Annotated in this window: 20 protein-coding genes; 3 read left to right on the forward strand and 17 right to left on the reverse strand. The window is 63.8% G+C overall.

The genetic code is table 11. From position 1 onward, the window contains the following. Window positions 1–458: 458 nt before the first annotated feature. The 14 genes from VGH98_23845 to VGH98_23910 form a co-directional block, all read right to left on the reverse strand. Window positions 459–1,874, reverse strand: a complete 1,416-nt coding sequence (locus VGH98_23845; GenBank protein HEY2379034.1) for a hypothetical protein — start codon at window positions 1,872–1,874, stop codon at window positions 459–461. Window positions 1,875–1,908: 34 nt separating this feature from the next. Further along, on the reverse strand, window positions 1,909–4,986 hold the full coding sequence (locus tag VGH98_23850) for a SusC/RagA family TonB-linked outer membrane protein (GenBank protein HEY2379035.1): 3,078 nt from the start codon (window positions 4,984–4,986) through the stop codon (window positions 1,909–1,911). 348 nt (window positions 4,987–5,334) lie between these two features. Continuing rightward, window positions 5,335–5,955, reverse strand: a complete 621-nt coding sequence (locus tag VGH98_23855; protein HEY2379036.1) for a LemA family protein — start codon at window positions 5,953–5,955, stop codon at window positions 5,335–5,337. A gap of 64 nt (window positions 5,956–6,019) precedes the next feature. Beyond that, complete coding sequence (locus tag VGH98_23860) at window positions 6,020–6,595, reverse strand: hypothetical protein (protein HEY2379037.1); 576 nt, start codon at window positions 6,593–6,595, stop codon at window positions 6,020–6,022. 46 nt (window positions 6,596–6,641) lie between these two features. Then, the gene (locus VGH98_23865) at window positions 6,642–7,355 is read right to left on the reverse strand and encodes a nucleotidyltransferase domain-containing protein (GenBank protein ID HEY2379038.1); all 714 of its coding nucleotides are present in this window, start codon (window positions 7,353–7,355) and stop codon (window positions 6,642–6,644) included. 15 nt (window positions 7,356–7,370) lie between these two features. Further along, window positions 7,371–8,234, reverse strand: a complete 864-nt coding sequence (locus VGH98_23870; GenBank protein HEY2379039.1) for a TPM domain-containing protein — start codon at window positions 8,232–8,234, stop codon at window positions 7,371–7,373. 182 nt (window positions 8,235–8,416) lie between these two features. Beyond that, window positions 8,417–9,463 (reverse strand): AgmX/PglI C-terminal domain-containing protein, encoded by a 1,047-nt coding sequence (locus tag VGH98_23875; protein ID HEY2379040.1) that lies wholly within the window; start codon window positions 9,461–9,463, stop codon window positions 8,417–8,419. Between the two features lies 1 nt (window position 9,464). Continuing rightward, window positions 9,465–10,028 (reverse strand): biopolymer transporter ExbD, encoded by a 564-nt coding sequence (locus tag VGH98_23880; GenBank protein HEY2379041.1) that lies wholly within the window; start codon window positions 10,026–10,028, stop codon window positions 9,465–9,467. 2 nt (window positions 10,029–10,030) lie between these two features. Next, complete coding sequence (locus tag VGH98_23885; protein HEY2379042.1) at window positions 10,031–10,579, reverse strand: biopolymer transporter ExbD; 549 nt, start codon at window positions 10,577–10,579, stop codon at window positions 10,031–10,033. Window positions 10,580–10,619: 40 nt separating this feature from the next. Next, window positions 10,620–11,261 carry a MotA/TolQ/ExbB proton channel family protein gene (locus VGH98_23890; protein HEY2379043.1) on the reverse strand — a complete coding sequence of 214 codons (642 nt, stop codon included), beginning with the start codon at window positions 11,259–11,261 and terminating at the stop codon, window positions 10,620–10,622. Between the two features lie 117 nt (window positions 11,262–11,378). Beyond that, on the reverse strand, window positions 11,379–12,122 hold the full coding sequence (locus VGH98_23895; GenBank protein HEY2379044.1) for a hypothetical protein: 744 nt from the start codon (window positions 12,120–12,122) through the stop codon (window positions 11,379–11,381). A gap of 20 nt (window positions 12,123–12,142) precedes the next feature. Continuing rightward, window positions 12,143–15,214, reverse strand: coding sequence for a tetratricopeptide repeat protein (locus VGH98_23900; protein HEY2379045.1), 3,072 nt, complete (start codon window positions 15,212–15,214; stop codon window positions 12,143–12,145). A 3-nt stretch (window positions 15,215–15,217) separates the two neighbouring features. Further along, complete coding sequence (locus VGH98_23905; GenBank protein ID HEY2379046.1) at window positions 15,218–17,467, reverse strand: hypothetical protein; 2,250 nt, start codon at window positions 17,465–17,467, stop codon at window positions 15,218–15,220. A 19-nt stretch (window positions 17,468–17,486) separates the two neighbouring features. Continuing rightward, window positions 17,487–18,164 (reverse strand): hypothetical protein, encoded by a 678-nt coding sequence (locus VGH98_23910; protein ID HEY2379047.1) that lies wholly within the window; start codon window positions 18,162–18,164, stop codon window positions 17,487–17,489. A 451-nt stretch (window positions 18,165–18,615) separates the two neighbouring features. Here VGH98_23910 and VGH98_23915 point away from each other — a divergent pair, with 451 nt between their 5' ends. Further along, window positions 18,616–19,338, forward strand: a complete 723-nt coding sequence (locus VGH98_23915; GenBank protein HEY2379048.1) for a thioredoxin domain-containing protein — start codon at window positions 18,616–18,618, stop codon at window positions 19,336–19,338. A gap of 27 nt (window positions 19,339–19,365) precedes the next feature. Beyond that, complete coding sequence (locus VGH98_23920; GenBank protein HEY2379049.1) at window positions 19,366–20,667, forward strand: glycosyltransferase N-terminal domain-containing protein; 1,302 nt, start codon at window positions 19,366–19,368, stop codon at window positions 20,665–20,667. On the opposite strand, the gene VGH98_23925 is transcribed toward VGH98_23920, so the two are convergent. The 3 genes from VGH98_23925 to VGH98_23935 form a co-directional block, all read right to left on the reverse strand. Next, a complete protein-coding gene (locus VGH98_23925; GenBank protein HEY2379050.1) occupies window positions 20,664–22,298 on the reverse strand; it encodes an EAL domain-containing protein in 1,635 nt (544 codons plus the stop codon). The two genes, VGH98_23920 and VGH98_23925, sit on opposite strands and share 4 nt — an antisense overlap. An 18-nt stretch (window positions 22,299–22,316) precedes the next feature. Further along, window positions 22,317–22,718 (reverse strand): response regulator, encoded by a 402-nt coding sequence (locus VGH98_23930; GenBank protein ID HEY2379051.1) that lies wholly within the window; start codon window positions 22,716–22,718, stop codon window positions 22,317–22,319. Between the two features lie 76 nt (window positions 22,719–22,794). Next, the gene (locus tag VGH98_23935; protein HEY2379052.1) at window positions 22,795–23,454 is read right to left on the reverse strand and encodes a hypothetical protein; all 660 of its coding nucleotides are present in this window, start codon (window positions 23,452–23,454) and stop codon (window positions 22,795–22,797) included. Between the two features lie 182 nt (window positions 23,455–23,636). Between VGH98_23935 and VGH98_23940 the strand changes: the two genes are divergently transcribed. After that, window positions 23,637–24,419 (forward strand): carboxypeptidase regulatory-like domain-containing protein, encoded by a 783-nt coding sequence (locus VGH98_23940; protein ID HEY2379053.1) that lies wholly within the window; start codon window positions 23,637–23,639, stop codon window positions 24,417–24,419. The last annotated feature ends 235 nt before the right edge of the window (window positions 24,420–24,654 follow it).

Here is a 24,654-nt window from a genome sequence, read left to right on the forward strand (position 1 = left end):
GCGAGGCGGCGCCGAACGAGTGACTCGTTAGCAGCCGCACGATTCGTTCGTGCGCCGACATCATCAACCCGTGATGCGCGGAACGCCGTCACATCTCGCGACGAGTTATCATCTTTTAATCGGCCTACGATCCGATCGAATGGGACGAACTGTGTGATCGATGAAAAGGTTCACTCGCCCCGATTTCTTCGCGCAGAGTTAATCCGGCGAACACGAGAGACGATCCCGATTCGGTTCACGTCGTGAACGAGACAACTCGCAACTCCAATCGAGCGGGTCGACCCAGGATCGTTCGCCCGTCACGTTGGGCCCGCACGGCCAAATTGGCGCTGGTGGGCTCGCGACGCCGCTTCCTCGAGTCGTCGAGCTGCCGCGGTCCCACTCATTCCAATAGAGAAGGCCTCGGACCGCGCTAGCGGTCCGAGGCCTTCGTTGTAGAGCAGTGAGGCCAGACTTCCTTATGGAAGTCTGTCCGTGCAGAGATTCGGCGGCGCCGACGGATTGTTCTGCTCGTCGATGGTGATCGGGAAATTCACGTCCGGGCCCAGTGAACCACCAGCAGCTCCGAGATACGATCCCGAGGGAAACACGGCATCTGGCGAACGCCTATAGCTTCTCACGAGCCGTCGCAGATCGCCGAGCCGGTGGCCCGTGAGATACATCCACAGCGCCCGCTCCTGAAACATCAAATCGATCCGGCTATCCGGTGTGCCCGGATCGGCCACCGGCGCGAGCGCGGTCGCGGCCTTCTGTCCCGCCAGCGTGTACGGCGGTGCGTTGAGAATTGTGGTATTTCCGCGCAACGCGTTCAGAATGCCTAACCAGCCCGCCACGTCGTTGTTCTTCAGCTTGTCTTCGGCGCTGATCAGCTGCGCTTCGATGCCGTCGGCGACGACGATCGCCGTGCCGAAGTCCGGATACTTGAGCGTGTAATACGCGGCGGACTGACCGTCCTGCCCCACACCCAGCTGATACCACCGCACCCGCGGATCGCCCGTCGCGTTGGCATCGTTCCAGCCTAACGTGCGGAACTTGATGCTCTGCGGTGACTCGCCATCCGCAACCGCATAACGCTTGCTCTGCGGTCCGACGTTGATGAAGACGCCGTTGTTCTCGCGGCCGCTGTTCGTGGAATTGTAGACGTTGTACTGGAACGTGACCGGTACTTTGGCGACGGCCGCCGCGGCCTGGTCGGGCTGATTGAGATCGAGCAGTGCGCGCGCCTTCACGACCGACGCGAGGTAGCCCTGGCTCGTGGTGTCGCTCACGATCGCGAGCGCCGAATCGGCCTGCGCGATGGCGAGCTGATAGCTCTGCGTATTCGACGTCGGCGGACCGTACACCGGCGCACCGTTCACGAACTCACTGTACGGCATTCCGTTGCAGAAGTCCTCGGCGAAATACACGTACATGAGGCCTTCCAATGCGTGCAGTTCGGCGCTGCGAGGATCCTTGGGCGCGAACTGCGCGAACGCGCCAGCGCCACGTTCGAGCGACGCGCGCGCCTGCTGCATGAAGCGCAGCCATGCCTGCACCGTGCCGTTGTTGATCTGGATCGGACCGCGCTCATCGACGGAAATACGCGTTGGAAAGGTATCGATGTCACGCAGCTCGTCGCTGAGCAGGCCGGGGAGATCCACCGTGCCGTCGACGTAATTGATCTGCTGCTGGAAATCGGCCAGACCACCCGCGTAAACCACGGGGAGGCCGGCGGCCGAGGACACCGATCCCGGCGTGGCAACGTCGACGTCCTGCACCTTCAGCGTCTTGTCGAGGTTGCACGCGCTGACCGACACCCCGACAACGGCGAGCGACGCGATCGCTGCGGACCGCGCTGCGGCGCGCGCGAGGATTCGCCGCGAAAATGAAATCATGAAATTCCTCATCGTGTTTTTGGCGTGAAGGCGCTTAGAAGCCGAGGTCGAGACGCATGACGAACTGCCGGAACGGCGCCTGGCTCAGGAAGTCGGTCGAGCCAAAGCTCGTGTTGCCCTGACCACTCTGCTGACTGTACTGGATTTCCGGATCTGCTCCGCGATACGGCGACCATGTCGCGAGGTTGCGGCCCGCGAGCGTGACGGACGACGAGCGCAGTCCGAGCCGGTTCGAGACCAGCTGCGGCAGCGTGTACGTCGCCGAGATCTCACGAAGCTTGGTGAAATCGCCCTTCTGAATGAACCCCGCGTGCGATGGTGCTCCGCTCGCCACGGTCTTCTGATAGGCGATCACCGCTGCCTGATCGACGAGTGGCGCGGTCGGGTCGTTGTCCTCGCGGCAATTCGCGAACGCGGAGGTGGTGCACCGGAATTCCTCCGTCTGGTTGTAGATGTAGTTGCCGCCGCGATGCTGCACGAGCGCCGAAAGCTTGACGTTGCCGAATAGCGTGAGCGTGGGCGTCGCGCTGAGCTCGAACGTGGGAAGCGATGGCCCGATGTACGTGATCGCGTTGTCGACCTGCACCTCGCTGCGGCTCAGGACGCCGTCATGGTTCGCGTCGCTGTACGACAGAATCTTCTTCGCCCAGAAGCCGCCGAGCGAATAGCCTTCGACGTGCCGCTGAGGATCGAAGATGATCGGCGCGATGCCCGCACCGAGCTTGTCGAGCCGATTCTTGAGCGTCGAGCCCGCGAGCGTGAAGTCCAGCTTCGCGCTGCGCTTGTCGAAGACCGTCGTGTTGAGGGCGAGCTCGTTGCCGCCGTTGAACACCCGGCCGAGGTTCACGAACTGGGTCGTGCTCACACCTAACGACGGAGCAAGCACACGAGCGATTAGCGCGTCACGCGTCGTCTTGGCGTAATGCGTGAACTCGAGGCCGAGCTTGTCCTGGAAGAAGTTGACGTCAAAGCCGCCTTCGTATTCGGTCGAGATCTCCGGCTTGAGCTCCACGTTACCCGTGCCCCCGATGACCACCGCCGGTAGCTCCGACTGACCCGCCTGCGTGACCGCGGCGCCCGACAGATAAGTATCCGCCTGGCGGAAGCCGGGACGCTGTCCACTCTGGCCATACGCCGCGCGCAATCGCAGCTGGCTGAGGAAGCCCGACGCAATCCACGACTTGTCGCGAAGGAATGGCTCCTCGGAGACCACCCACGACGCGCTCAGCGCCGGATAATACGCAAGCTTGAAATCCTTACCGAAGGCGCTGTTCTCGTCGGCGCGAATCGATCCAGTGAGGAAGAGGCGATCGCCGAAGCCGAGCTGCTCGCGCGCGTACGACCCCACCGTGACGATCGTCTGGTTGCTCTCGTTGACCGACTTGTTCGCGGAGGCAGCGGCGAGAGAGCCCGTGCCTGGAATCAGGTTCGTTCCGGAGGCGAAGGTCCAGTGTTGTTGCTCGCTCAGGTACTGACCACCGACCACCGTCGACGTCGAGATCGAACCGAACTGCTTCGTCGCCGTGAAGCTGCCCTGCGTGCTGTACCGCGGATTCTGCCGGCGATACTCCGCTATCGATCCGTTGGTAATGCCTGCGTTGATCCATGTGACGACGTTCGACGGGAAGTACGCGCGCTCGAACACGTTGTCCATGTCGACGCCGGCCTGGCCGACGCCGGTGAGCCACGAGTAGGGCTGCCAGGTCGCGGTGGCGCCGCCGATGAAGCGCTTCGCCCATTGCGAGTTGTCGCGGATGTAGAACGTCGATGGCACGGCCGAATAAAAGCCATCGCTCAGCGTGTCACTGCCGCACTGCGGCGCGAGCGAGTTGGCGTGGAATTGCGTCGCCGAGCAGTTGAAGGCTTTGCCGAGCAGAATATTGCCCAGCGGCCCGTAAATGTCGTTGTCGTTGTCGGGCAAGCGCACGTTGCGGTCGACATAGTTCGTCGTAAACGTGGCGTTGAGCTTCGGCGTCAGCCGCGTCGTTAGGTTAGCACGCAAGCTGTAGTTGTGCGTCGTGTTGATGGTGATCGCGCCCTGCTGGCGATCGGCATCGCCGCTCACGAAGTACTGCGTCGCGTCGCCACCCCCGGCGGCGCTCAGGCCGTACGTCTTGATATTCCCCGTCGTATAGACGTTGTAGAAGCCGGCTGGATTGAAGTGATTGAGCGTTCCCTGAACGCAGACGCCTTGCGTCGCACGATCGTTCGTGCACTGGGACGTGTACAGGCTGCCGTTAGGAAGCGTGCCGACGTTGTAGTAGTTGTCTCCGTACTTGATCGGATTCCACTGATTTCCGTACTGCGCAAACGTCCTCCACTGCGTTCGGCCCGCGGCGCCACGCTTGGTCGTGATCTGGATGACGCCGTTCGCGGCGGCCGTTCCGTAGAGCGCCGATGCCGCGGGGCCCTTCAGGACCTCGATGCTCTCGACGTCCTCCGGATTGATGTCGTCGAAGCGGCTGACACTCGCTCCGCCGACGCCCGGACCGAAGGAGTCAGTACTGTTATCCAATCGCACGCCATCGACGATGAGCAGCGGATCGTTCGAGAGAGAGACCGAATTGGCGCCGCGGATGCGGATGCGCGACGATGTGCCGGCCGTTCCCGCACCCTGCGTAATCGTGAGACCCGGTGTCTTCGCCGCGAGAGCTGACGTCAGGTTCGGCTCGGCCGCCAGGCTCAAATTGTCACCCGGCTTGATGATGCCGACGTCATTGCCGTTCTCACGCTTGCGCTCCGTCGCTCCGGTCGCGGTGACGACCACCTGATCGATTTGCACCGCCGACGTCTGAAGAACGAAATCCGCGGTCGCGTTCCCGCTCTCAGCAACCGTGACCTGCTTGGTAGCCGCCGAGTAGCCGAGGCGCGTCACGCGCACCGCATACGTGCCAGGTGTGAGATCCGCGATGCGGAACGTGCCATTCTCGTCGGTCCGGCCGCCACGTTGCGTGCCGGCGAGAATTACATTCGCATCCGCGATCGGCGTGTTGCTTCCACGCTCGGTCACGCGGCCAACGATGGCCGGCCGTTGCTGTTGGGCATGGGCGGCGCTGGCGTACACGACAGCGCAACCAAAGGCCGTAAGCAACCCTTTCCACAAAGCTCTCATCGGGAGGGCTCCTTCGAGGGATGGAGGAGAGTCGAGTGTCGGCTGCAGACAAAGAGCCTGCGTGCAACGACCTCGGAGCCCAAGCAAGTAGGTGGGAAATCGCCAGGGCGGAGGCGTACAAAGTTAGACACGGTGTTGCTCGGCGCCAATCCCTTCAATTGCACGGGCTACCACGCTCTTGCGCCGTAATCCACTGTGACTCAACGCTTCTAACAATCACAGCGCGCGTTTCGTCACGTGATTGATTCATTTCGGCCCGATCGCATTTGTCCAAACAAATGGCCAGTCGTCCAGGCCTGGACGACTGGCCATTTCCTCTTCGCTTTTCACTAGCGCGACATCACGCGATCATGGGTGCTTCGTTGGGGCGGCGCTCGATCCCGTCTGACCCGAAGGCGCGGCACCAGAAGGCTTCGAGAAATCGACCGTCGGAGCTTCGCGAGCCCCGGGATTTGTCACATTGAAGTAATTGCGTGCCTTCGCGCCGGTGAACTTCGCTGTGAGCGTTTGCGGAAACTGCCGAATGTACGTGTTGTACTCCTGCGCAGCGCTGTTGTAATCGCCTCGCGCAACAGCGATCCGGTTCTCGGTTCCCGAGAGCTCGTCCATCAGGCGAGTGAACTGCTGATCGGCCTTGAGCTGCGGATAGTTCTCCGCGACCGCAATCAAGCGGCCGAGCGCCGACGTCATCTGCGCATTGGCGTCGGCCATTTGTTGGGGGTCATGCGTTTGCACGGCGCCGAGCACTCCGGAGCGCGCCTGCGCCACCTGGATGAAGACGTCCGACTCGTGCTGAGCGTACCCCTTCACTGTGTTCACGAGATTCGGGATCAGGTCAGCACGTCGCTGCAACTGCACCTCGATCTGGCCCTGCGCGCCGTTGGCCTGCTCGTCGAGCTGCTGAATGCGATTGTATCCGCACCCCGCGCTCGCGATGAGCAGGGGAACTGCGAGCCACGTTCGTTTCATCGAGCACTCCGTGATTGGGCGATCTGTGCCGCTGTCTACGTTGCCGCGGGCCCGTCCGTTCCACTTATCGCGTACCGCTGAAGCTCAACTGCACAACATAATGGCCCGGCTTCACGGCCCCCGGCGCCACGTTCCAGGCTTGCTTCGCCTTCTGATCGAGGCACCGGTTCACGGCTCGACCAGCGGTGCCGGACCACTTCGAATCCCCTACGGTCGCGTTCGTGACTCCGGTGCTGCCGATCGTGACGACCATGGCCACGTTGCCGCGGAGCGTTGGATCGGCCTTCTGGCCGAACTCCGTGTAGCAGAAGCGGGTAGCGCTCTGCTCACGCTCGACTGCATCGACCAGCGGCCTCGGCGCGTCCGCGAAGGACGTCCGGCCACTATTGCCTACGCCACCACCATTTACCGCCGCGGGGTTCCGTCGGTGAAATGTATCGGGCGCAGCTGTCGGCAGATTCGACTTGATCTTTGACAGATCGGTGGTGGTAGTGTCCGTCGTCGTCGCAAGCGCCTTGGTGGTGTCCGGTTTGGCCGTATCGACGGGTAGTTGAGCGGTGTTGTTTTTCTTGTCTCCCGGGCAAGCGACGGCGACCGCGAGGAGTGGGAGCAATGCTATACGCCGCAAAGCGATTTTCATGTGGTTCGTTTCCTCTTGAAGAAGTTCTGAGCAGCCTCGCTCACCTTCATCCCGTGTACCGATCGAGATGGTCGACGAGCCTTTCCATGCCGTCCAGATAGCCTGCAATCACGTTGCCGACTTCAGCCGGCGCGATCGCCTGCTCTCCTCGCACATGGCGAACCACTCGTTCGAAAGGAGTCGCGTCGAACCGTGCGTTCCGGGCGACCGTCTGGCTGACCGCGATGTTGTCCTTCGCGGGGACGGCTCCCTCGAGGCGCAAAACGGCGCGAAAGATCACCATGATCGTGCTCAGACTGTCCGCCAGCAGCTCCGTCTGACGTCGGTCGTCTCCGCCCGACGCGAGGACGCCCTGCCGGAGCCTGAGCAGTTTTCCCATCGCCTCGTGCTCGAGCTGGAGCCTTAAATCTTTGGGGTCAACGCGAATGCCGTCGAATGGATTCTCGCCGAAAAGGATCTTGTGTCGATCGATGATGTCCGCGTACTCCATCGCAAAGACGTCCGCGGAGGAACGCCACTCGCGCGTCGTCATCGTCATCGGCGGCGGATTGCCGGCTTCGCCCCACGCTCGCGCCACGGCCGCTGCGGCACGTAGTCGATCGAGCGGCAGCGTCTCCACGAGCACGAGGATGTTGTAGTCGGATCGCTTCGGTATGTGCTCGCCGGCGGCGGCCGATCCGTACAGCACCACGCTGCGCAGATCGGGGCCGTAAGCGGCGCGCAATTGCTCGACGAGTTCTTCAGGCGTCATCTTCGCCATTTGACGCTCCCCTGGTCACCAATCACGGCCGGAACCACCCCCTCCAAATCCACCACCCCCACCGAACCCACCGAACCCACCGAAGCCACCGCCTCCGCCACCACCACCGCCTCCCCACCCGCCACCTCCGAAACCACCGCGACCTCCGCCCCATCCACCACCGATCGGAAATGGAATGAAAAGACAGCCCGGCCCGCAACCGCGACGTCGCGTTCCGGAGCTGAGAATCGACATCACGATTATGAAGATGATAAACAACACGAACGGGCTGATTCCGCCTCGGCTTCCGCGACCCGATGGTGCGCGAGCTCCACGCGGCGTGAAGCTCGGTGCGGGCGCCTGGAATGACGTGTCGAGTTGGAAATTGAACTCGCTGGCGAAGCGCTGAGCGACGCGCAGCGTCATGAGCTCGATAGCGCCGCCGTAGTCTTGTTGACGGAGGAGCGGCAGGGCCTCGTCCTGGATCTCACCCGTAGTTGCATCGGTGAGAAAGCCCTCGGAGCCGAGACCTGTCGCAATCTCGACGTGGCCACCACCATCGGAGCTCGTCTCCTTCGGCACCACCAGAATGACGACGCCGCGATTGCGCGCTGGATCGCCGGGGTTTCCCTTGCTGCCCACTCCCCAGGCTCGACCGATACGGAGTGCGACATCGGCCTTGTCGCGTCCTTTCAAGTCGGCAAGCGTGACGACCGCGATGTCGCCGCCGGACTTCCCGCGGACGTCCTCGATGATTCGCTCGATCCGCGTCGCGTTGTCTGGCGGGATGACGTGCGCGAAATCGTTGACGAATCCAACGGGCGCCGGCACTTGCAGCGGCCCGATCTGCACTTGCAGTGCGGTCGCAAGCGCCACCAGCGCAAACTTGAGTCGCAGCACCGGAGGAATCGTCGTTAGGTGTTACAGAGTGGTTGGTTGCTGGTGCTGGTTGTCGTTGGTTGGTTTTCGTGCTCGGCAACTGCCAAGGATCAACCAACGACCAACCCCAAAGACCAATCACCAAGCTAACAGCAAAACGGGGCGGCCAGTTGGTCGCCCCGCTTCAACGGCAAATCGTTCGCTCACTTGGTGAAGTTGAACGGGAACGAGTACGTGCCGCCGCCCGCGTCAGAAGACGGGAATTTCCATGACTCGATCTTGCTCCGGATGCAGCTCTCCGCCTCCGAAGCCCCAGGCCCGCCCCAAGTGCGGTTGGTGATGTTCGCACCCGTGACGTCGCCACCACCCGTAAGCGAGATCGCAACCGTCACCGTTCCCGCAAGTGAGGGATTCGCCTTCAATCCATACTCCTGGTAGCAAAAGCGGAGCTGCGACTCACGGCTACGAACGAACTGTCCGAGCTCTCCGACATCGCGTCGATTTCCGCCAAGATTGTCGGCACGGACTGGCGCAGGCGCTGCCACGCGCACTGCGGCGCGAGCAATGCCACCACCGGCGCCCACACCACCAATGCCACCGCCGCCGCCGCCGCCCGTTCCATTCCCACCGCCGAAGCCGCCGCGGCCTGGTGTGCGTCCACCTTCTCCGCCCTGACCGAAGCCGAGCACCGTCTTGCCGCCCGTACCGCCGCCACCGCGACCGCCTTGCCCGCCGCCGGTTCCGCCGCTTCCCGACGCCACGGCCACGCCGCCAATGAGCGACGACACGTTACCCGTTAGGCCGCCCGTGCCCGAGCCGCTCCCCGTTCCGAACGCTGTGCCAATCGCACCGTTGTTCGTCTGCTCGGTACGCGAGCCGGGCTTGCCCTGCCGCGGATTGCCCTTCTCCGGCCCCTTGTGCCCAGGCGGTGCGTTCGGCTTGCCCGGAGCAGCCACCGCCTCAGCCGTGCCGTTGTTAGGCACCACTGGCGGTGCGGCCGGTGGCGCCGTTGTCGGCGTTGGCGCGAGCGTAATCACGACGCCTTCGTCGTTGATCGATGGCGGGACCATCTTGTGGAATCCCACGATGATCAGCCACACGATCGCGATCGCGATCGCGAACGCCCAGGAATACAGCAGAACGCGCTGCTCGGGGTCCGCCCATTCGAAGCGCAGCCGGTTGTCGAACCGGTCCATATCGCGCGGCGGGGGCGATCCGGCCGGCGTCGCTGGTTGCAATGGAGTCGCCATGTTACATCGTTACCGTCGTTGCCTGCCCTTGTTCCGTCGCGCGCTGCACCTGCAGCGTAACCTGGCGGAATCCGGCGAGCCGAGCCGTCTGCAGCAGTCGCTGGAGCAGGTCATAGCGCATCGTCTTGTCGCCCTGAATGGCGAGCGGCGTCGTCACGGATTCGTTAGGGCTCGTTCCGCTCGCTTGACGAATCGAGTCGGCCGCCGCCTTCAACACGCTATAGAGCTGCGGAACGACGAGCGGTTGATCGGGATAGTTCGATGTCGCCTGCGCAGCCGCCGTCACCGACATGAGCTGCTTGCCGTTGAACACGATCGCCGCCGGCTTGCTCGAAACGCCTAACGTGAGCTCCTGGTGTGCCGGCGAGCCGACCTTGGCTTGCGGCAGGTTCACGCCGGTGAGGATCGGCGCGAGGTCGCCGACGGTCGCCGCCGTGAGTGAGAAGAACACGATCGCCACGAACGTATCGACGAGCGGAATCAGGTTCAGCTGTACGAGGCGGAATTTCTGGAACTGCGATCGCCGCCGGGCTTCACGGATCGCCCGTGTACGCTCGGACATCATCTTCAGCGTCCTCCGGGGTTGGTCGACGCGACCTGCATGGATCGCGCGGCGCTGCTCAGGGAGATCTTCGGAAAGTTGGCGAGCTTGACCTTCTCCAACACGTGCACGATGTCGTCGTAGTTGACGTCGTCGTCAGGCACGACCGTCGCCGCGTCGCCGTCGGGGAATCGCTGCCTGATCTGTTGGAGCGTCGCCTCGAGCGAATCGAGCGACGCGGGGGTCAGCCCAGCGATGTTCTGTGCGAAGGGCGTGGCACCGCCATTGGAATGCTCGACGCGCAGGCCGCCCTGCTTGACACCGATCATGAGAATGGGCGTGACCGTGTCCGGCTGCGCGCCGCTCGTGTTCGTTTGCGCAGTCACCACGACTGGCGGCAGCGCCAGATCGAAGGCCGTCAGGTTCGTCATCACCGCGCCCGTGTACGTGAGGAGACTGAAGAACACGATCGCGGTGAGAATGTCCACGAGCGGCACGAGATTGATCCGGCCGTGCGCCGTGAGTGGCTCGCGCTCCAATTGGCGTGCCCGAAATTTATGAAATCGCGAAGCCATGGATCCGTCCTGTGCTGAAGTCGGCGCTGCGCGTCACGGCCTAACGATGGCCGAGGCGAACGTCCGGTCGGTCGATGAGCGCGTTCACGAGGCGAACCGAGAACTCGTCCACCTGCTCGATGATCATCTCCGACTGGCTCACGAGGTACGCGTGCGCGATCGAGAGCGGAATCGCCACGAGCAGACCGAAGCCGGTCGCGTTCAGCGCGATCGCGATGCCCGCCGCGAGCTTCGCCGACCGCTCGGCCGCCGAGGCCGACGCCACCGACGCGAATGCTTCGCGCAAGCCGTAGATCGTTCCGAACAGACCGAAGAGCGTCGCCACGTTGGCGAGCATCGGCAGGTATTGCAGCCGTCGCGTCAGCTTCGGCATCACCGTGATCGCCGCCGCATCGGCGACGCTTTGCAGATCGGCCTCGTCGCGGCTGCGGCTACGGAGAATGAGCAACCCCATATCGGGGAGCGCCGCCGTCGACTGCGCGCAGAGCTTGATCGCATCGTCGATCTTGCCGGCGCGTACGAGCGAGATCACGCGCTCGATGAATGCACGGCCGTTGATCTTGGACTTGATCACGATCGTGTAGAACCGCTCGATGAAAATCGCGATCCCCGCCACGCCTACGGCGAGGATGAAGTTCATGATCGGTCCGCCGTTCTTGTACCATTCAATGATCGTTGACATGTCGCCCTGTCTCCTCGCAGGCGTGTTGTGAAATCGTGTGCTCGTGCATCGATACAACTACGTCCCTCGCGCGCGGCACCACGCTGAGCTCAGCCCCGGTGATGCCGCGCGTCTTTCTCAGTGCCGTAAGGCAGAAGACGTGCCCGGCGGCCGCCGTGTCGAATCGGGTGGTGTCGGCGGCGGACGGCGCGTGGTGTCGGCCGGCGTCGGCGTCGCAGAAGGGGTCGTCGACGGCGGCGTCGTCACGATGCCACCAGGCGGACACCACCAGTGCGTCGCGCACCACCGCTGCTGCACGACCGGCAGCTGATTCGGCGCGTTCGGATTCGCATTGCCGGGCGCGACCGCCATCGGCTGCGGCGGCAATCGCGGCGGGAACAACGCCGACGAGTCCGCGGGAATGCGCATCCGCACGCGATGCGACGGACACCAAAAGTGTGGCGCGCACCACTCGTACTGTTTGCGCATGGAACCGTACTGCGCACGCAACGGCGTGAGCGGGCTGACCGCCGGCAGACGGAACAGATCCGGCGTGCCGACGCTGTCCGCGGCGAGCACGAGCGAATCGGCCGGCGTCACCATGCGATTGGACATGATGGCGTAGCCTTCCTGAATCTCCGGCCAGAAGTCGTGATCGTAGAAGCGCGGTACGAGCACCTGGCGACTGTACGCCGGGACTTCGCGCGGTCGCACCGTCACCACCTGCGGTGTCGGTACCGTCCCGTGAATCTCGATCGTTTGTTGCCGCCGCGGCGGACGCCGCTGTGCACTGGCCGGGGAGCTGTCGATCGCGAATGCAACCGCGAGTAGCAGGACGACGGCTCCGCGAGCCGTTCCCCGTCCAATTTCACGTTTGCTCATGCTGCTCGTGCTCGTCGCCATCAGCGACCTCCCGTCACGACGCTCGGCGGCGCCGCGTCAACGTTCCCCTGCACTGCGTTGCGTGCGCGATCGATCCACGGACGCGCACCCGGATCGTTCCCGATCGCCGGCGTCGACTGGGCGCGCTGCACCAGCTCCTGCCAGATCTGCCGAGCGGCGCCGTAGTACTGCTCCGCCTGTTGCGCAGCACCCTGCTGCGCCGCCGTCTGCTCGGCGTCGGAGAGACTCGACGGTAGCCGCACGTTCTTGAGGAAGTTGCCGTACTCCCACTGCGCGAGGCCAACGTAATAGCTCGCTGCGGCGAGGTACGACGGAACTCCCGATTTGATCGCGCTCGAGAAATTGCTCGTCAGCTGGCGCAGCAGCGTCTGCTTGTCACGCGACGCACGCTGCACGCCCGCGGCCGTCAGTTGTGATTTCGACGTGATCGTCAACTTGACCGGCTGATACTGCCCGAACGTCGCGACGCCCTGTTCGAACGAACGCTGGGCCACGCGCGACGAGCATTCCGTCTGCAGCGACTCCGTCGGCTGCTCGCACGCATTCGCCAGCACTCGGCTCGCCGCGGCCGTATCACCCGAGGTCTGCAGCTGCGCGATCTGCTGTTGACGTGCATCGCTCGCACGCTTGTCGCGCGGATACCGCTGCGCGAATAGGGCGAACGTGCGCGCTGCCGCCGCCGGATCCGGGGCTTCAGAGTAGGTGACCGCCGCGTTCCATAAAGCATCGGGCGCACGCTGGTCGCGCGGGTACGCGTTCGCGAACGACTCGTACGCCGCCGCCGCTTCCTTCTTCCTCCCTAACGAATCAAGCATCACCGCCACGCGCACCATCGCGTCCGAACGGCCATTCCAGGTCGCATTCTCCTGTATCAACTGCTGATACGCCTGGACCGACTGATCCTTCTCGCCGAGATCGGCAAGCAGCCGCGCGCGGAGTGTCTGATATTGCAACCGGTACTTGTAGTTCGGGTATTGCTGTGCCAGCTGCGCCGATAGCTCGATAGCGTGTTGCCGTGCCTGACGAGATGCACCTTCATCGTTCCGGCTGCGCGCAGCACTGTCAGCGAGCATGTACGTCTCGATCGCGTTCCGGAGGGCGTCGGGCGCTTTCGCGTTCTGCGGATTCGCTTTCGCGTAGGCGACGTAGACCTCCTCTGCCGCTTCGCCGTACTGGCCGCGCTTCACCAGGGAATCCGCATAACTTCCCGCGGCCGACTCGCGCAGCACCCGAATGGAATCGGCGAGCCGTGTCTGGCCGCTCGACGTCGCTACGCGCTGCGCTTGCTCCCACTGTGTCTGCGCTTGGGCGTAGTGTCCGCCGCGATACAGCGCGTCACCGATGAGGCGCTGCGCCGTCGGCGTATACGGATCGTTCGGATACGTCGTCGCATACGTGCGGAACGCCTGCTCCATCGCGTCCCACCGTTGCGTCTCCGACGCGCGCCGGCCTTTCTCGATCAGCGCCTTCTTCGCGACGTCGGTCTGCGGGAAGGCCGCGACGAACCGATCGACAACGACGAATAGCGAGTCCTGCGCACCGCGATCGCTCTTATTCCGAACGAGCGCGGAGTCGAATGCGATGATGGCGTTACGACCTGCCTCCTGCGACAGCTCCGCGTTGCCATTGCCATATGAGAATGCCGCTTTCGCGAACTCTGAACCGGCGTGCGCGTAATCGCCGGCACCGAACAACGCCTCGCCGAGATACCGGTTGACGATCTGCGCGCTGTCGCTCTTCGGGAAATCCGTGAGGTACCGTCGATAGGTCTGGGCGGCCTCGGTGAAGCGGGCGCGATTTCCTGCTTGCGCAGAGGCGAGGAGATACTGACCGCTCTCTCGTAAGGCAGACTCGCGCAACTTTGCCGCCGTATCCGCGAGTTGTGGGTTCGCGTTCGCCCAAGCCCCACCTGGGGCGAGCACGTCAGCGAGACGCATTCGCGCCGCCTGTGCCGAATCGCGCTCGAGCAGCCGATTCTGATAGATGTCCGCGGTCTCGCGCGTCGCCGTGAGGACACTCGAATCCGTCGGCGCCTGCGTCATTACCATCTGATAGGCCTGAATCGCTTCCGGGAAATTGCCCTGATCCCGGAAGGTCTGGGCGACGCGACGCATCAGTGCGAGCTGGTATGGCGCTCCACCTCGCGTCTGGAAGTAACGATTCGCCGCTTGGGCGCCGCCAACCTGCGTGAACGCGACGGCCATGTACTCGATGGCCTCGCCGCGCAGCCCGAGTCGCGCTTGTTGTTCGGGCGTCAGTTTGTCGTACGCATCGACCAGTCGGCTGAAGACGTCGACGGCCTTCTGATATTCGGCCTGATTCGCCTGATTCGCTTGGTTGTAGTACGACCATCCGAGCTTATAGAGAGCCAGGAAGTAGATGTCGCTCGGCGCTTGCGTCGACGCGACCGCCTGCTCGTAGGCCGTGGCCGCCGAGGCGAAGGCCACGCGCCGTGGATCGCCGCGGAGCCGCGATGCCAGCTCGAAGCGTGCGTCGCCGAGCCGGAAGAATGCTTCGCTCCGGAAGCTGGAGTTGCGCATCGCCGAAACGCGCTCGAACATGCGTGCGGCGTCGGCCCATCGCTGTTCTGATGCGTAGAGGGTTCCGAGCGTATAGCTCGCGGCATCGATCTGCTCGAAGTTCGGATACCGGTTGACGAGCTCCTCATAACGAGTGATCGCCGCCGTGTAGTCCGGGGCAATCGGCGCTCCGTTCGCGGTCGTTGCCGGCGCGGTTGACGGCGCGCTTGACGGCGCCGTCGGCGATGGACGCGCTCCACGCGCGGCCGCACTGTCCGGTCGCGCTACGACGCCCGCCGCGCGCTGGCTCTCGGCAAATACCGTGTCGGCCTGCCTCACGAGCAACTCGCCGAGTTGCAGCAAGGCGTTTGGCCGGAGGGGGCTCGTCGGATAGCGATTGAGAAAATCCTGAAGTCTCACGATCGCCGAATCGAGCGATGCCGGTGGCGCGGCTCGCGTCGTGTTCGCGACCGTCAATGCCGGCGTTTGCGCTTGGAGCGCCACCGGCAACGCGATGGCCGCCGTTATGAATAACCTGATGATCCGAGTCATCGTTTACTTCTTCTGCGTGGGAGGTGTTCCGGTGCGCGCCAGCGTTCCCCTGCTCGCCGCCGCTGCTCCAGATTGAGCACTCGTATTCGATGGCGACGTCAAGCTGCCGACAGCGGCAGGAGCGGTTCCCGTTAGGCTACCCGCGTCGCTCGATCGCCCGGTACCAGTCGCCGGCGTCTTGCCCTGATCGATCGCGTTGAAGAAAGCCGTCGTCGCCGTTCCAAATTCGGCTGCCTGCAGATCGTGCTGCAGCAGCCCGAGGAGGTCGGTCGCGCGCGCGGAAAGCTCCCTGCTCACCGCGGCGACCAAGCCAGCTTCTGCCTGCGTGCGCCGCGACATGGCGGCCGCCATATCACCGCGGAGCTTCGAGAGCGCAGCGCTGGTGTCCGTGAGCTGACCCGTTGTCGCGGCGGAGAACAGGACGTCTGCCGCCTGAATCGCTTCGTGTGAATCGGCGAGCTGCTGACGCACGACGCCAAGCCTCGTTCGCACGGAGTCGCGAAGCAGGAACAGAGGCAACGCGTTGAGCATCGAGTCCGTGCGCGCGGCAACGAGCGCCTCGACATCCATGCCTTGCGGAATCAGCCCACGCTGACGGAGGCTGTCGGCGCGCACGGAAAGCACGTATGCCGGCCCACCTTGAACGTTGCGCACCTCAGTGACGAGCGTGGCGCGCAGGTGCGCCTCGGTTGAGTCGATGCTCGTCAACAAGCCGCGCAGCCGTGCATCAGTCGTATCGACTCGCGCAACGAGCTTCGCAACGGTATCGGCGCGCCCCTTCATCGCCTGCTGGAGTCCGCGAATCTGCATGAGCCGCAGAGTCGCATTGCGAGTCGCGAGACGCAGCCGCTGTGACGTGATCGCGGCATCCAGATCGGCCGCCATCACTGCCTCCGAGTGCTGCGCAAACAACGTTGGCGCCGCATTCGCCGAGGGTGGCGCGAACAGAACGCGCTTCGGTAAACCTTGGCCGAGCGAATCGCTGATCGTGTTATAACGCTGCATCAGATCGCTCAACGACACGATGCGCGCGACTTCGACGTCGGGTAAAGTCGGCGTCGTGCCCGTCATGACCGAGGCAAGAATTTGCGGATCGGCGCCCGCCGTTTCCTCGAGCTGGATCGTCTTGCCCATCTCGGGATCGTTGGCGAAAAGCAGACCGGCGGCACGCGCGCGCACCAACGCGCGCGCCAGGTTCATCACCGCGTCGGTCGATTTGGTGTCGAGCCGAGTCGCTTCCGAGTGACCGGAGTCCGCGACCATCTTGAAGAGTCGCGCCGCGTCGTCCGTTTTGCCTAACTGCAGAAGCGACTGCGCCGCCATCAGCCGCGCTTCGTCGCGTTGCGGCAGGAGCGGATACTGATCGGCGAAAGCAGCGAAGCTCTGGCCAGCTCCCGCGATATCCTTGTTCTTGTATTGCGCCCACGCCTTCGTCAGAAGGGCGAGTGGCGCCAGGCCGCTGTTAGGCGTCACCGCGTTCGCGAGCGTGATCGCGCGATCGAAGGAGTTCGTTTCATACGCGAGCTCCGCCGCCGTCAAACGAACCTGATCCGCGAAGGCGCCCTTCGCCGTCGGCGCGAGGGCTTCGAGCCTGGACAGTGCCGCCGCGGTGCGCGTCGTGTCGGTGCGGAGCGAAGTCAGCACATCCATATACTCGGCGAAATCGGCGTAGGGAGCGCCCGTCGCCTTCGCCGCGGCAAACTTCGCTGCCGCACCCGGATAGTTCCGGAGCTGGTACGCCGCCAACCCGCCGACGAGGGCGGCGAGCCCTCGTGCTTGATCAGCCGACGGCCCGTTCATGAGATCCGCGACACGCGCGAAATCGCCCGTGCGATACGCACTCAACATCATCTGCGAGCGCAGCAGTGGCGCATAACGAGCCGGCCCGCTGCTGAGTACCGCTTGCGCGTTCGTTCGGAACGCGCTGTCCATGCCTAACCGATACTGCGCCTGGGCGAGGAGAAACAACATGTCACCGCGTCCGCGCAGCGTCTCACTGCTCGTACCGGCGGTGGACGTCGGCGGCAGTGATGCCAGCCACTGGAGTCGCTGCAACGCCGAGACGGTGCGATTCGCGAGCAGATCGTTCAGCGCGACGCGGACTTCGGCCTCCAACGCGCGCGTCGGATCTATCGGCGGCAGGAGCGACGTGTCCGCCAGCGTCATCGTTGTGCTCGTCGTCGTTGGACGCTGCTGCGCCAGTAGCGGCAGCGCGACGACTGCGAGGGCAGCGAGGCTCAATCCTCTGATCATCAAGACCTCCGCCGTCCGTTCAGAATGGGTTAGCCGTGTGGCTCGCCCAGGACGTCTGCACCAGCTTCCCGTCCTGAATGGCGAATTGCACGTACGTGACAGCGTCACCCAGGGCACGAACACGTGTCACGAGCTGCTGTGGTTGTCCGTTCAGTGTCGCCGTCAACACGATCGTGTGTGGAGTTGGGAGCACTGCTCCGCGAAACAGCTCGTCGGCCGCACCGACGCGAAACGCCGTCCGCGCGGTATCCGACACCGTCATCATCGTGGTGTTGGCGCCATCGATGGAAAGCGCTAAGCTGCCAACGCTCGGCGCCGCGACCGAATCCGCCGCAAACAACACCGAGAGAACCGTGCTCGGTTGCTTCTTGAGTGCTTCCGCGGCGAGAGCAAGCTGTCCATGCGTTGCGCCGACGAGCTGCTCGCTCACATAGAGCTGATCGCTCAAATTGCGCAGCGCTTCCTGCTGCACGGCGACTTGTGCGTTCGTGATCAACAAAACGCGAGCAATGTTGGCGCGCCGTTGCGCTTCTTCGGCGACGAGCTGCTCGAGCGGCGTGCCCGCGGGTACCGCCGCCGTCATGCGTCTTGTCGTGTCGGAGGCGACGGGCCGTTGCGCTCGCGTCGTGTCCTGTGCGCGGAGGGCCGGTAACGCCATCCCCAGCGCCGTCAGCGCCATCAGCGCTTCTCGCTTCATGCCGCTCTTCTCTCTGTGGCTCGGGTTTCCAGTGCGACTCGCGAGATCGCCGCGCTATGGCGGGCAGTTATGCGAGCTTGCGATGCACTCCCCATCGTCGCCACTCGTCTCCGCCCGGCATACTCGCGTTGCCTCGTGCTGCAGTCGCATCGCGACGACCGCACGTCGGTTTTGGGTAGAGCACGTTTTGTGCCTTGTACCGCCCGCCGCGGCCCCACCGCGTCGCTCGCACCAGAGAGAAAAAACCAGAGCGTTCTCGCGCCGCATCGACTCCTCAAATTCGTTGCCGCGACTCTCGTTACAGACTCGCTGTCGCTTCATCGAGCCGCCACCGGGTAGTTACTTTTCTGGCGACATACTCGGCACCACCGTGCACCGGCGATGCCGGAGGCGAATGCGCTCGAGGACTTCAGTCCGGGCCGCTAGTCGTACACCTCTTTCAAACACGCTCATGGCCGCGCCGCTCAGATTTTTGGCCGCCGTTTCCCTCGCCGCGCTCGCCTGTCGCGGTGCCGATGCCGCACGCGGCGACTCGACACGCTTTCCCGCAACTTCCGCAACGACAACGCCGGCCACGGCAGCAGCTGCGCGAGCACCGAGCGCGAGCTTGAGCGACTCCGTCAGTGCCCACGCCGACAGCGGCCGCATTCGCGGTAATCGCTCACAGAACGCTCTATGGATTATCGAGGCGAGCGACTTCCAGTGCCCTTATTGCAAAATGTGGCACGACTCGACCTACGGTCCTCTGGTCCGCGATTATGTCGCGACGGGAAAGGTCGTGCTCGCTTATCTGAATTTCCCCCTGCGACAGCACCAGAACGCGATGCCCGCGGCCGAGGCAGCAATGTGTGCATCCGTCCAAAACAAGTTCTGGCCAATGCACGACGCGCTGTTTTCGTCGCAGCAGACTTGGGAGAATCTTCCGAACGCGATGCCGGCATTCGATTCGCTCGCCGCTCGGCTTGGCGTCGCGATGCCCGCCTGGAGGGATTGCGTCTCGCACCACCTCACACGCCCGTTAATCGAAGCGGACTATGCGCGTAGCCAGTCCGCTGGCGTGGCGTCGACACCTAGCTTTTTTGTCGGCGATCAGCCGCTCGCTGGATTCGAGCCGTATTCTGCTTTCCGGCGAGTAATCGAGGCCCAACTCGCAAAGCGGGGCGCGTCACACTGACAACCGCGTCCGCCTAACGCGAGCGGCGTGCATCCCGCCCTCCGGCTCGGCTACGAGGGCAGCGCCCGCCTCGCGCGACTTGGCGCGTCGCTGGCGAACCTCTTCCCGTCGAGCGACGCGAAGGCACTCCGGGCCCTGCGGGCACGAAGAGGGATTATCGGTCGCTATCGCGATTGGGCTGCGACGCATCGCGATCCCTCGCGGCCACTGCTTTGGACGCATGCGCCTTCCGTCGGCGAAGGGCTACAGGCGCGGCCTGTTCTCGAGCTCATGCGGAAGAGGCATCCGGATGTGCAGCTCGCCTTCACGCACTTTTCGCCGAGTGCCGAAGCATTCGCGCGCTCACTCGACGTCGACTTTCGGGATTATCTCCCCTTCGATGCCGGAACCGATATGCGTGCAGCGCTGGATGCGCTTCGACCAACTGCGCTCGTGTACGCGAAGCTCGACGTCTGGCCGACGCTGAATGCTGTCGCGCATGCAAGGGAAATACGACTCGGCCTCGTCAGCGCGACTCTCTCGCCGAATTCGTCCCGTCGCTCGCGCCTGGCCGCCGCGTTCCTTCACGACGCGTATGCCATGCTCGATGCCGTTGGCGCGATCGACGACGCCGATGCGGCGCGTCTCGCGGAGCTTGGCGTGCGGCGAGACGCGATCGCGATCACCGGCGACACGCGCTACGACCAGGTGTGGCAGCGCGCGCAACGCGTCGATCGTGGTTCTCCGACCGTGTCGCACCTTGCTTCCGAGCGACCGACCCTGGTCGCCGGCTCGACCTGGCCGGCTGATGAGAGAGTTCTACTCCCTGCCTTTGCCCGAGTCCACCTCCGGTCGCCGCAGGCGAGACTCATCATCGCACCCCACGAGCCGACAGCCGCGCACCTCGCACCGATCGAATCCTGGAGCCGAGCCGAAGGCTTTCGCCTCGATCGGCTCGACACCGCCAACCCTTCGACCGACGTCGTCCTCGTCGATCGCGTCGGCGTGCTCGGCGATCTGTACGCGCTAGCCGACCTCGCCTTCGTCGGCGGCGGCTTTCACGCGGCGGGATTGCACTCGGTCCTCGAGCCAGCGGCGTTCGGTGCTCCCGTGCTCTTCGGCCCATGTCACGAGGGAAGTCGCGATGCGGTGTCACTCGTTGGTGAGGCGGGCGGGCGCTCCGTCGCCGATATTGGCTCGCTCACGGAGGCGATCACTACCTGGGTAGACGATCCGGCCGCACGCGCTATCGCTGGGGCGAACGCGCTCAGCCTGGTGTCCAGTGGCCTTGGCGCCGCGGAGCGCTCGCTGCGCGTCGTCGAATCGCTCCTCGGTGGCGCGTATGCCTAACGGCGGACGGCGGTGAGTGCCGGCGGTGGCGCATGCGATGGCCGGTGCAGAAAAAACCCCTGGACGAGATGCACGCCGAGCTCTTTCACCGCCTTGAACTCCTCCGCGCGCTCGACGCCCTCCGCGATCACCTTCGCCCCGTGGTCGTTCGAGAACTTCACCATCGTCTCGACCAGATTCTGCTTGATGAAGTTCGTATCGATGCCATTGATCAACGAGATATCGAGCTTGATGTAATTCGGCTCGAGATTGGCGATCGACCCCAGGCCGGCGTAGCCGCTGCCGGCATCGTCGACGGCAAAGCGGAACCCGACTTCGCGAAAGGCTCGTAAGCGTTCTCGAAACTTTGGATAGTCCTTGATCGCCGTGCGCTCCGTGATTTCGATGACGACGCGCTCCGGATACTTCACCTCGTTCTCATTGAACGCGGGATCGTTGAAGTCGTGCGGATCGACGTTGAGGAACAACAGCTCGCCCGGCTGGAGGTGCGTATCCATTCCTTCGATCGCACGGCTCCGGCACAGTCGGCTCAGCTCCCACACCAGGTCCGCCTCAGCAGCGACGTCGAACATCACTTCGGGCGATCGCAGACTGCGCATCACGCCGCGCGCGAGCGCTTCGTACCCGTAGATCTCCTGCGTCTCCGTGACGACGATGGGATGGTAATCGATATACACGCCACGTTCGCGCAGGCTGGCGCGCAGATCCGCGACGCGCCGGGCGCGATCCCGCTCCTCGATGCTCCGCGCCGCCTTTGCCGCCTCGCGAATACCACGGTAGATGAGTCGTTCGAGACGGACCTTCGGATTGTAGTAGACGTGCGATCGGCCTACATAGATGTCGAACAGCGCCGCGATGTCGTCGCCGTGCTGCGCCTCGATGCGCCCGGCGACGTGGCGCTGCAATCGCGCCACCATATCGGTGATCTCATTGTCGGTCGCGGCGGCAACGCCAGCCGCCGGAACGTGGAAGAAGATGAAATCGTCGTCGTTGGTGAAGCTCACCATCAAGCGCGAGTTTCCCGGCGCAGACGTATCGTCGAGAAACTCGCGCACCGCCGCCGATGTCGTCTCCAGGACGGCGTCCAGCTTCTCCCAACCGTAGATCTCTTCGATCTTCGAGTAGCGCACGAAGTTCAGATAGAGCACGACGAGCTCGCCCCGCTCTTTGAACAACGCGCGTGATCGCTCGATCATCACCGGCAGCGTCGGCAGGCCGGTCATCGCATCGTGCAGCATCTCCTCGTATTCGACGCGCTCGACGCGGTCGGTGATCGAGGCGCCGGTAAGCGTACCGCGGTGAACCGCCGAGTGAATCCGCGCCGAGACTTCGTCCGGCGTCGCCGGTAGGCGATACCATTCCTCCGCCCGCAGCTCGACGGCACGACGTCGCGCGGTGTCGTCGACGCAGCCAATAATGACTGGGATTCCACTAGCGTGCGCGCGTTCGGTCGCTGTGCGCAATAACGTTGGGTCGGTCGTGACCACCAGCAACGCCCGAACGCCTTCCGTCCCGATCGCGTCGAGCAGCCGCGCCGCGTCGGCGTATTGCACAGTCCAGGATTCCAGCTGCCCAACGGCGGCGGTGATGGCCGGGTCGTCGCTGTCAGTGAGGAGGATGAAATCGCTCATTCCACCTCGGCCGCACCACTACGACGCCATCGCACTTCGCATTGCCAGGTTCCGCTGCACGGTCGTCGCAAGGGTCGGCAGATCGAATGGCTTTTCGACGTAGTCGTCCGCGCCCAATTGGAGCGCTTCGCGCTTGTCTTCCCATTCTCCAAGCGCAGTCACCATCACAATCCGAACGCTCTTTCCGAGCGTGGGATGCTGCTTCATGATGCGACACACTTCCCAACCGTCCCGGCCGGGCATCATCACATCCAGCAGCACGAGCGCGGGCTTCACCGTCTCGAACAGCGCCAGCGCCTCATCGCCATCGTGCGCGACCGTTATCGGATATCCGCGAATCTCAAGATACTGACGGATGATCTCCGCGTTATCGTGATTATCGTCCACCACCAGTATCGGTGGCAAGTCGGTGTCCCGCATCTGTTCCGCGGCTCGAGGACCATCATGGCGAGCCAAGGCGCCCGCACACCCATGAGGAGGGCAAGATGCAAGCCACCTACCGCCCTCCACCGATCGCGTAAGACAGCGCAAAACCGAACGCGGTACCCGATGGCTTGCCCGACTCCGCGCTCTCGCTTGGGCCGAATTCGATGCCGAGCGTCGCGCCAATCGATGAAGTAATTCCGAAATCGAGTCCGACGGCGCCCCTGAAGACGCTTGCACTGCCTGCTCCGCCGCCACGGCCAACCGCCTCGTAGACCGGTGAGCCGTATATGGAAAGCCCGTGATTTCCGCCGAGTCCGATGCGGTAGCCCACGGTCGCGCCGAGCGGGATCACGGATTTGGTGGTTGAACTATCTATCCCTCCGCCGGATAAACCACCGTAGCCTGCAAACAGACTCAACCCGAGACTGCTCTCCTCGCTGAGGAGCGGAATGTTGAGACGGACTCCATATGCGGTTCTGGTGGGTGAGCCCGACCGCGTCTGGGCCCCGATACCGCCGCTGAACTGAAATCGAGCCGATCCCGGTGCCCACGCGCCGGCCGCCGCGAAGGACGACGCGCTGCCGAGTGAGGCGAAGTCGACCGCGGCAGTGATCCCGGGATTCGCGAACGCGTTTTGGAGCAGCGGAGTGCCCGGTATCTGTGCCCTCGCGTTTGGAGAAAGCGACGCGAACAGCAGAGCCGCGGCGACGGTTTTTGAAATGGAGGGCATGACAAGGATCCAAGCTGAGGTCGCAGCGTCAAGGCAATGATCGTGCGCCAAGATCCAGTACCGTACTGTTTCAGGTCCCTCTCGCTTTCGGCTCTCCTTGACAAAAGCCGGTCTCTCCTCAGTCTCAACCTGAGGAGGGACGGCACCAGCCCACATCTAACCTGTCTCACGCGGGAGTCGTTATGCAGACGACGTCGAACATGCCCGCGGTGCGCCGAACCCGCGTTGCCGGCTGGCACGTGGCGTCAATCGTTGCGGCTGTAATGCTGTGGTCGGTGCCAGTCGCTGCGCAGAAAGGAAGGGTGACCGGACTCGTGCGCGATTCGGCCGGCGCTCCGCTCCCCGAAGCGGACGTCAGCATTACGAGCGCGCACATTTTGACACGCACCGACAACTCCGGCGCGTTCGTTCTCTCCCGCGTCGATCCCGGACAAGCCGAAGTCTCAGTGCGGCGACTCGGCTACGTGCCGCGAAGTGTCCAGGTCGACGTGAAGCCTAACACGAACGACACCCTCGTTGTCGTCATGATGGCGCAGGCGCTCGAGCTTCCCGGCGTCGACATTAACGATCACACCAGGCGCCACATGCTCTGGATCGAGGACTTTTACCGCCGGCGCGCGACAGGCATCGGCGGCACCTTCTTCACGCGCGATGATATCGAAGCCCGCCACGCGTCCCGGCTCAGTGACGTCCTTCGAGACGCGCCGGGCGTGCGCTTCGTTCGCTCACGCGGTGGCAGCGGCATTCGTTTCGACTCGCCAGCCAACTTTCGCCGCGATTGCCTGCCGCAATACTTCGTCGACGGCCAGCGCGTTCCGAACCTCGAGGTCGATGACTTCTCGGCGCGCGACATCGAGGGTGTTGAGCTCTACGCTGGTCCGTCGAGCACGCCGACGCAGTTTCAGCAGGGCGCCGTGAGCTCGTGTGGCACCGTCGTCATCTGGTCCCGCGTCCCGGGCACGTGAGATCGATCGCCTGGAGCGTGTTTACCTGGCCATGTGAATGAAAATCGGGGTCAGCGAAGGCGTCGTGCGCCGCCGAAATCGCGGTCGTGTCGGGTGAAGCCGCGGTCGTGTCTTGTAAAGGGGCGGTCGTGTCGAATCAAGCCGCGGTCGTGTCATGCGAAGCCGCGGTCGTGTCGTGTGCAATCGCGGTCGCCTCATGCATGGGCGCGGTCGTGTCACACATTGCCGCGGTGCA

The sequence above is a fragment of the Gemmatimonadaceae bacterium genome, assembly GCA_036496605.1.
In the GTDB taxonomy this organism is placed as follows: domain Bacteria; phylum Gemmatimonadota; class Gemmatimonadetes; order Gemmatimonadales; family Gemmatimonadaceae; genus AG2.

What these genes read in the sequence shown, in the direction of transcription:
- VGH98_23845 (HEY2379034.1), bottom strand. Translation starts at nt 1,874, where the DNA reads ATGATTTCATTTTCGCGGCGAATCCTCGCGCGCGCCGCAGCGCGGTCC.
- VGH98_23850 (HEY2379035.1), bottom strand. Translation starts at nt 4,986, where the DNA reads ATGAGAGCTTTGTGGAAAGGGTTGCTTACGGCCTTTGGTTGCGCTGTC.
- VGH98_23855 (HEY2379036.1), bottom strand. Translation starts at nt 5,955, where the DNA reads ATGAAACGAACGTGGCTCGCAGTTCCCCTGCTCATCGCGAGCGCGGGG.
- VGH98_23860 (HEY2379037.1), bottom strand. Translation starts at nt 6,595, where the DNA reads ATGAAAATCGCTTTGCGGCGTATAGCATTGCTCCCACTCCTCGCGGTC.
- VGH98_23865 (HEY2379038.1), bottom strand. Translation starts at nt 7,355, where the DNA reads ATGGCGAAGATGACGCCTGAAGAACTCGTCGAGCAATTGCGCGCCGCT.
- VGH98_23875 (HEY2379040.1), bottom strand. Translation starts at nt 9,463, where the DNA reads ATGGCGACTCCATTGCAACCAGCGACGCCGGCCGGATCGCCCCCGCCG.
- VGH98_23880 (HEY2379041.1), bottom strand. Translation starts at nt 10,028, where the DNA reads ATGATGTCCGAGCGTACACGGGCGATCCGTGAAGCCCGGCGGCGATCG.
- VGH98_23885 (HEY2379042.1), bottom strand. Translation starts at nt 10,579, where the DNA reads ATGGCTTCGCGATTTCATAAATTTCGGGCACGCCAATTGGAGCGCGAG.
- VGH98_23890 (HEY2379043.1), bottom strand. Translation starts at nt 11,261, where the DNA reads ATGTCAACGATCATTGAATGGTACAAGAACGGCGGACCGATCATGAAC.
- VGH98_23895 (HEY2379044.1), bottom strand. Translation starts at nt 12,122, where the DNA reads ATGAGCAAACGTGAAATTGGACGGGGAACGGCTCGCGGAGCCGTCGTC.
- VGH98_23900 (HEY2379045.1), bottom strand. Translation starts at nt 15,214, where the DNA reads ATGACTCGGATCATCAGGTTATTCATAACGGCGGCCATCGCGTTGCCG.
- VGH98_23905 (HEY2379046.1), bottom strand. Translation starts at nt 17,467, where the DNA reads ATGATCAGAGGATTGAGCCTCGCTGCCCTCGCAGTCGTCGCGCTGCCG.
- VGH98_23910 (HEY2379047.1), bottom strand. Translation starts at nt 18,164, where the DNA reads ATGAAGCGAGAAGCGCTGATGGCGCTGACGGCGCTGGGGATGGCGTTA.
- VGH98_23915 (HEY2379048.1), top strand. Translation starts at nt 18,616, where the DNA reads ATGGCCGCGCCGCTCAGATTTTTGGCCGCCGTTTCCCTCGCCGCGCTC.
- VGH98_23925 (HEY2379050.1), bottom strand. Translation starts at nt 22,298, where the DNA reads ATGAGCGATTTCATCCTCCTCACTGACAGCGACGACCCGGCCATCACC.
- VGH98_23930 (HEY2379051.1), bottom strand. Translation starts at nt 22,718, where the DNA reads ATGCGGGACACCGACTTGCCACCGATACTGGTGGTGGACGATAATCAC.
- VGH98_23935 (HEY2379052.1), bottom strand. Translation starts at nt 23,454, where the DNA reads ATGCCCTCCATTTCAAAAACCGTCGCCGCGGCTCTGCTGTTCGCGTCG.
- VGH98_23940 (HEY2379053.1), top strand. Translation starts at nt 23,637, where the DNA reads ATGCAGACGACGTCGAACATGCCCGCGGTGCGCCGAACCCGCGTTGCC.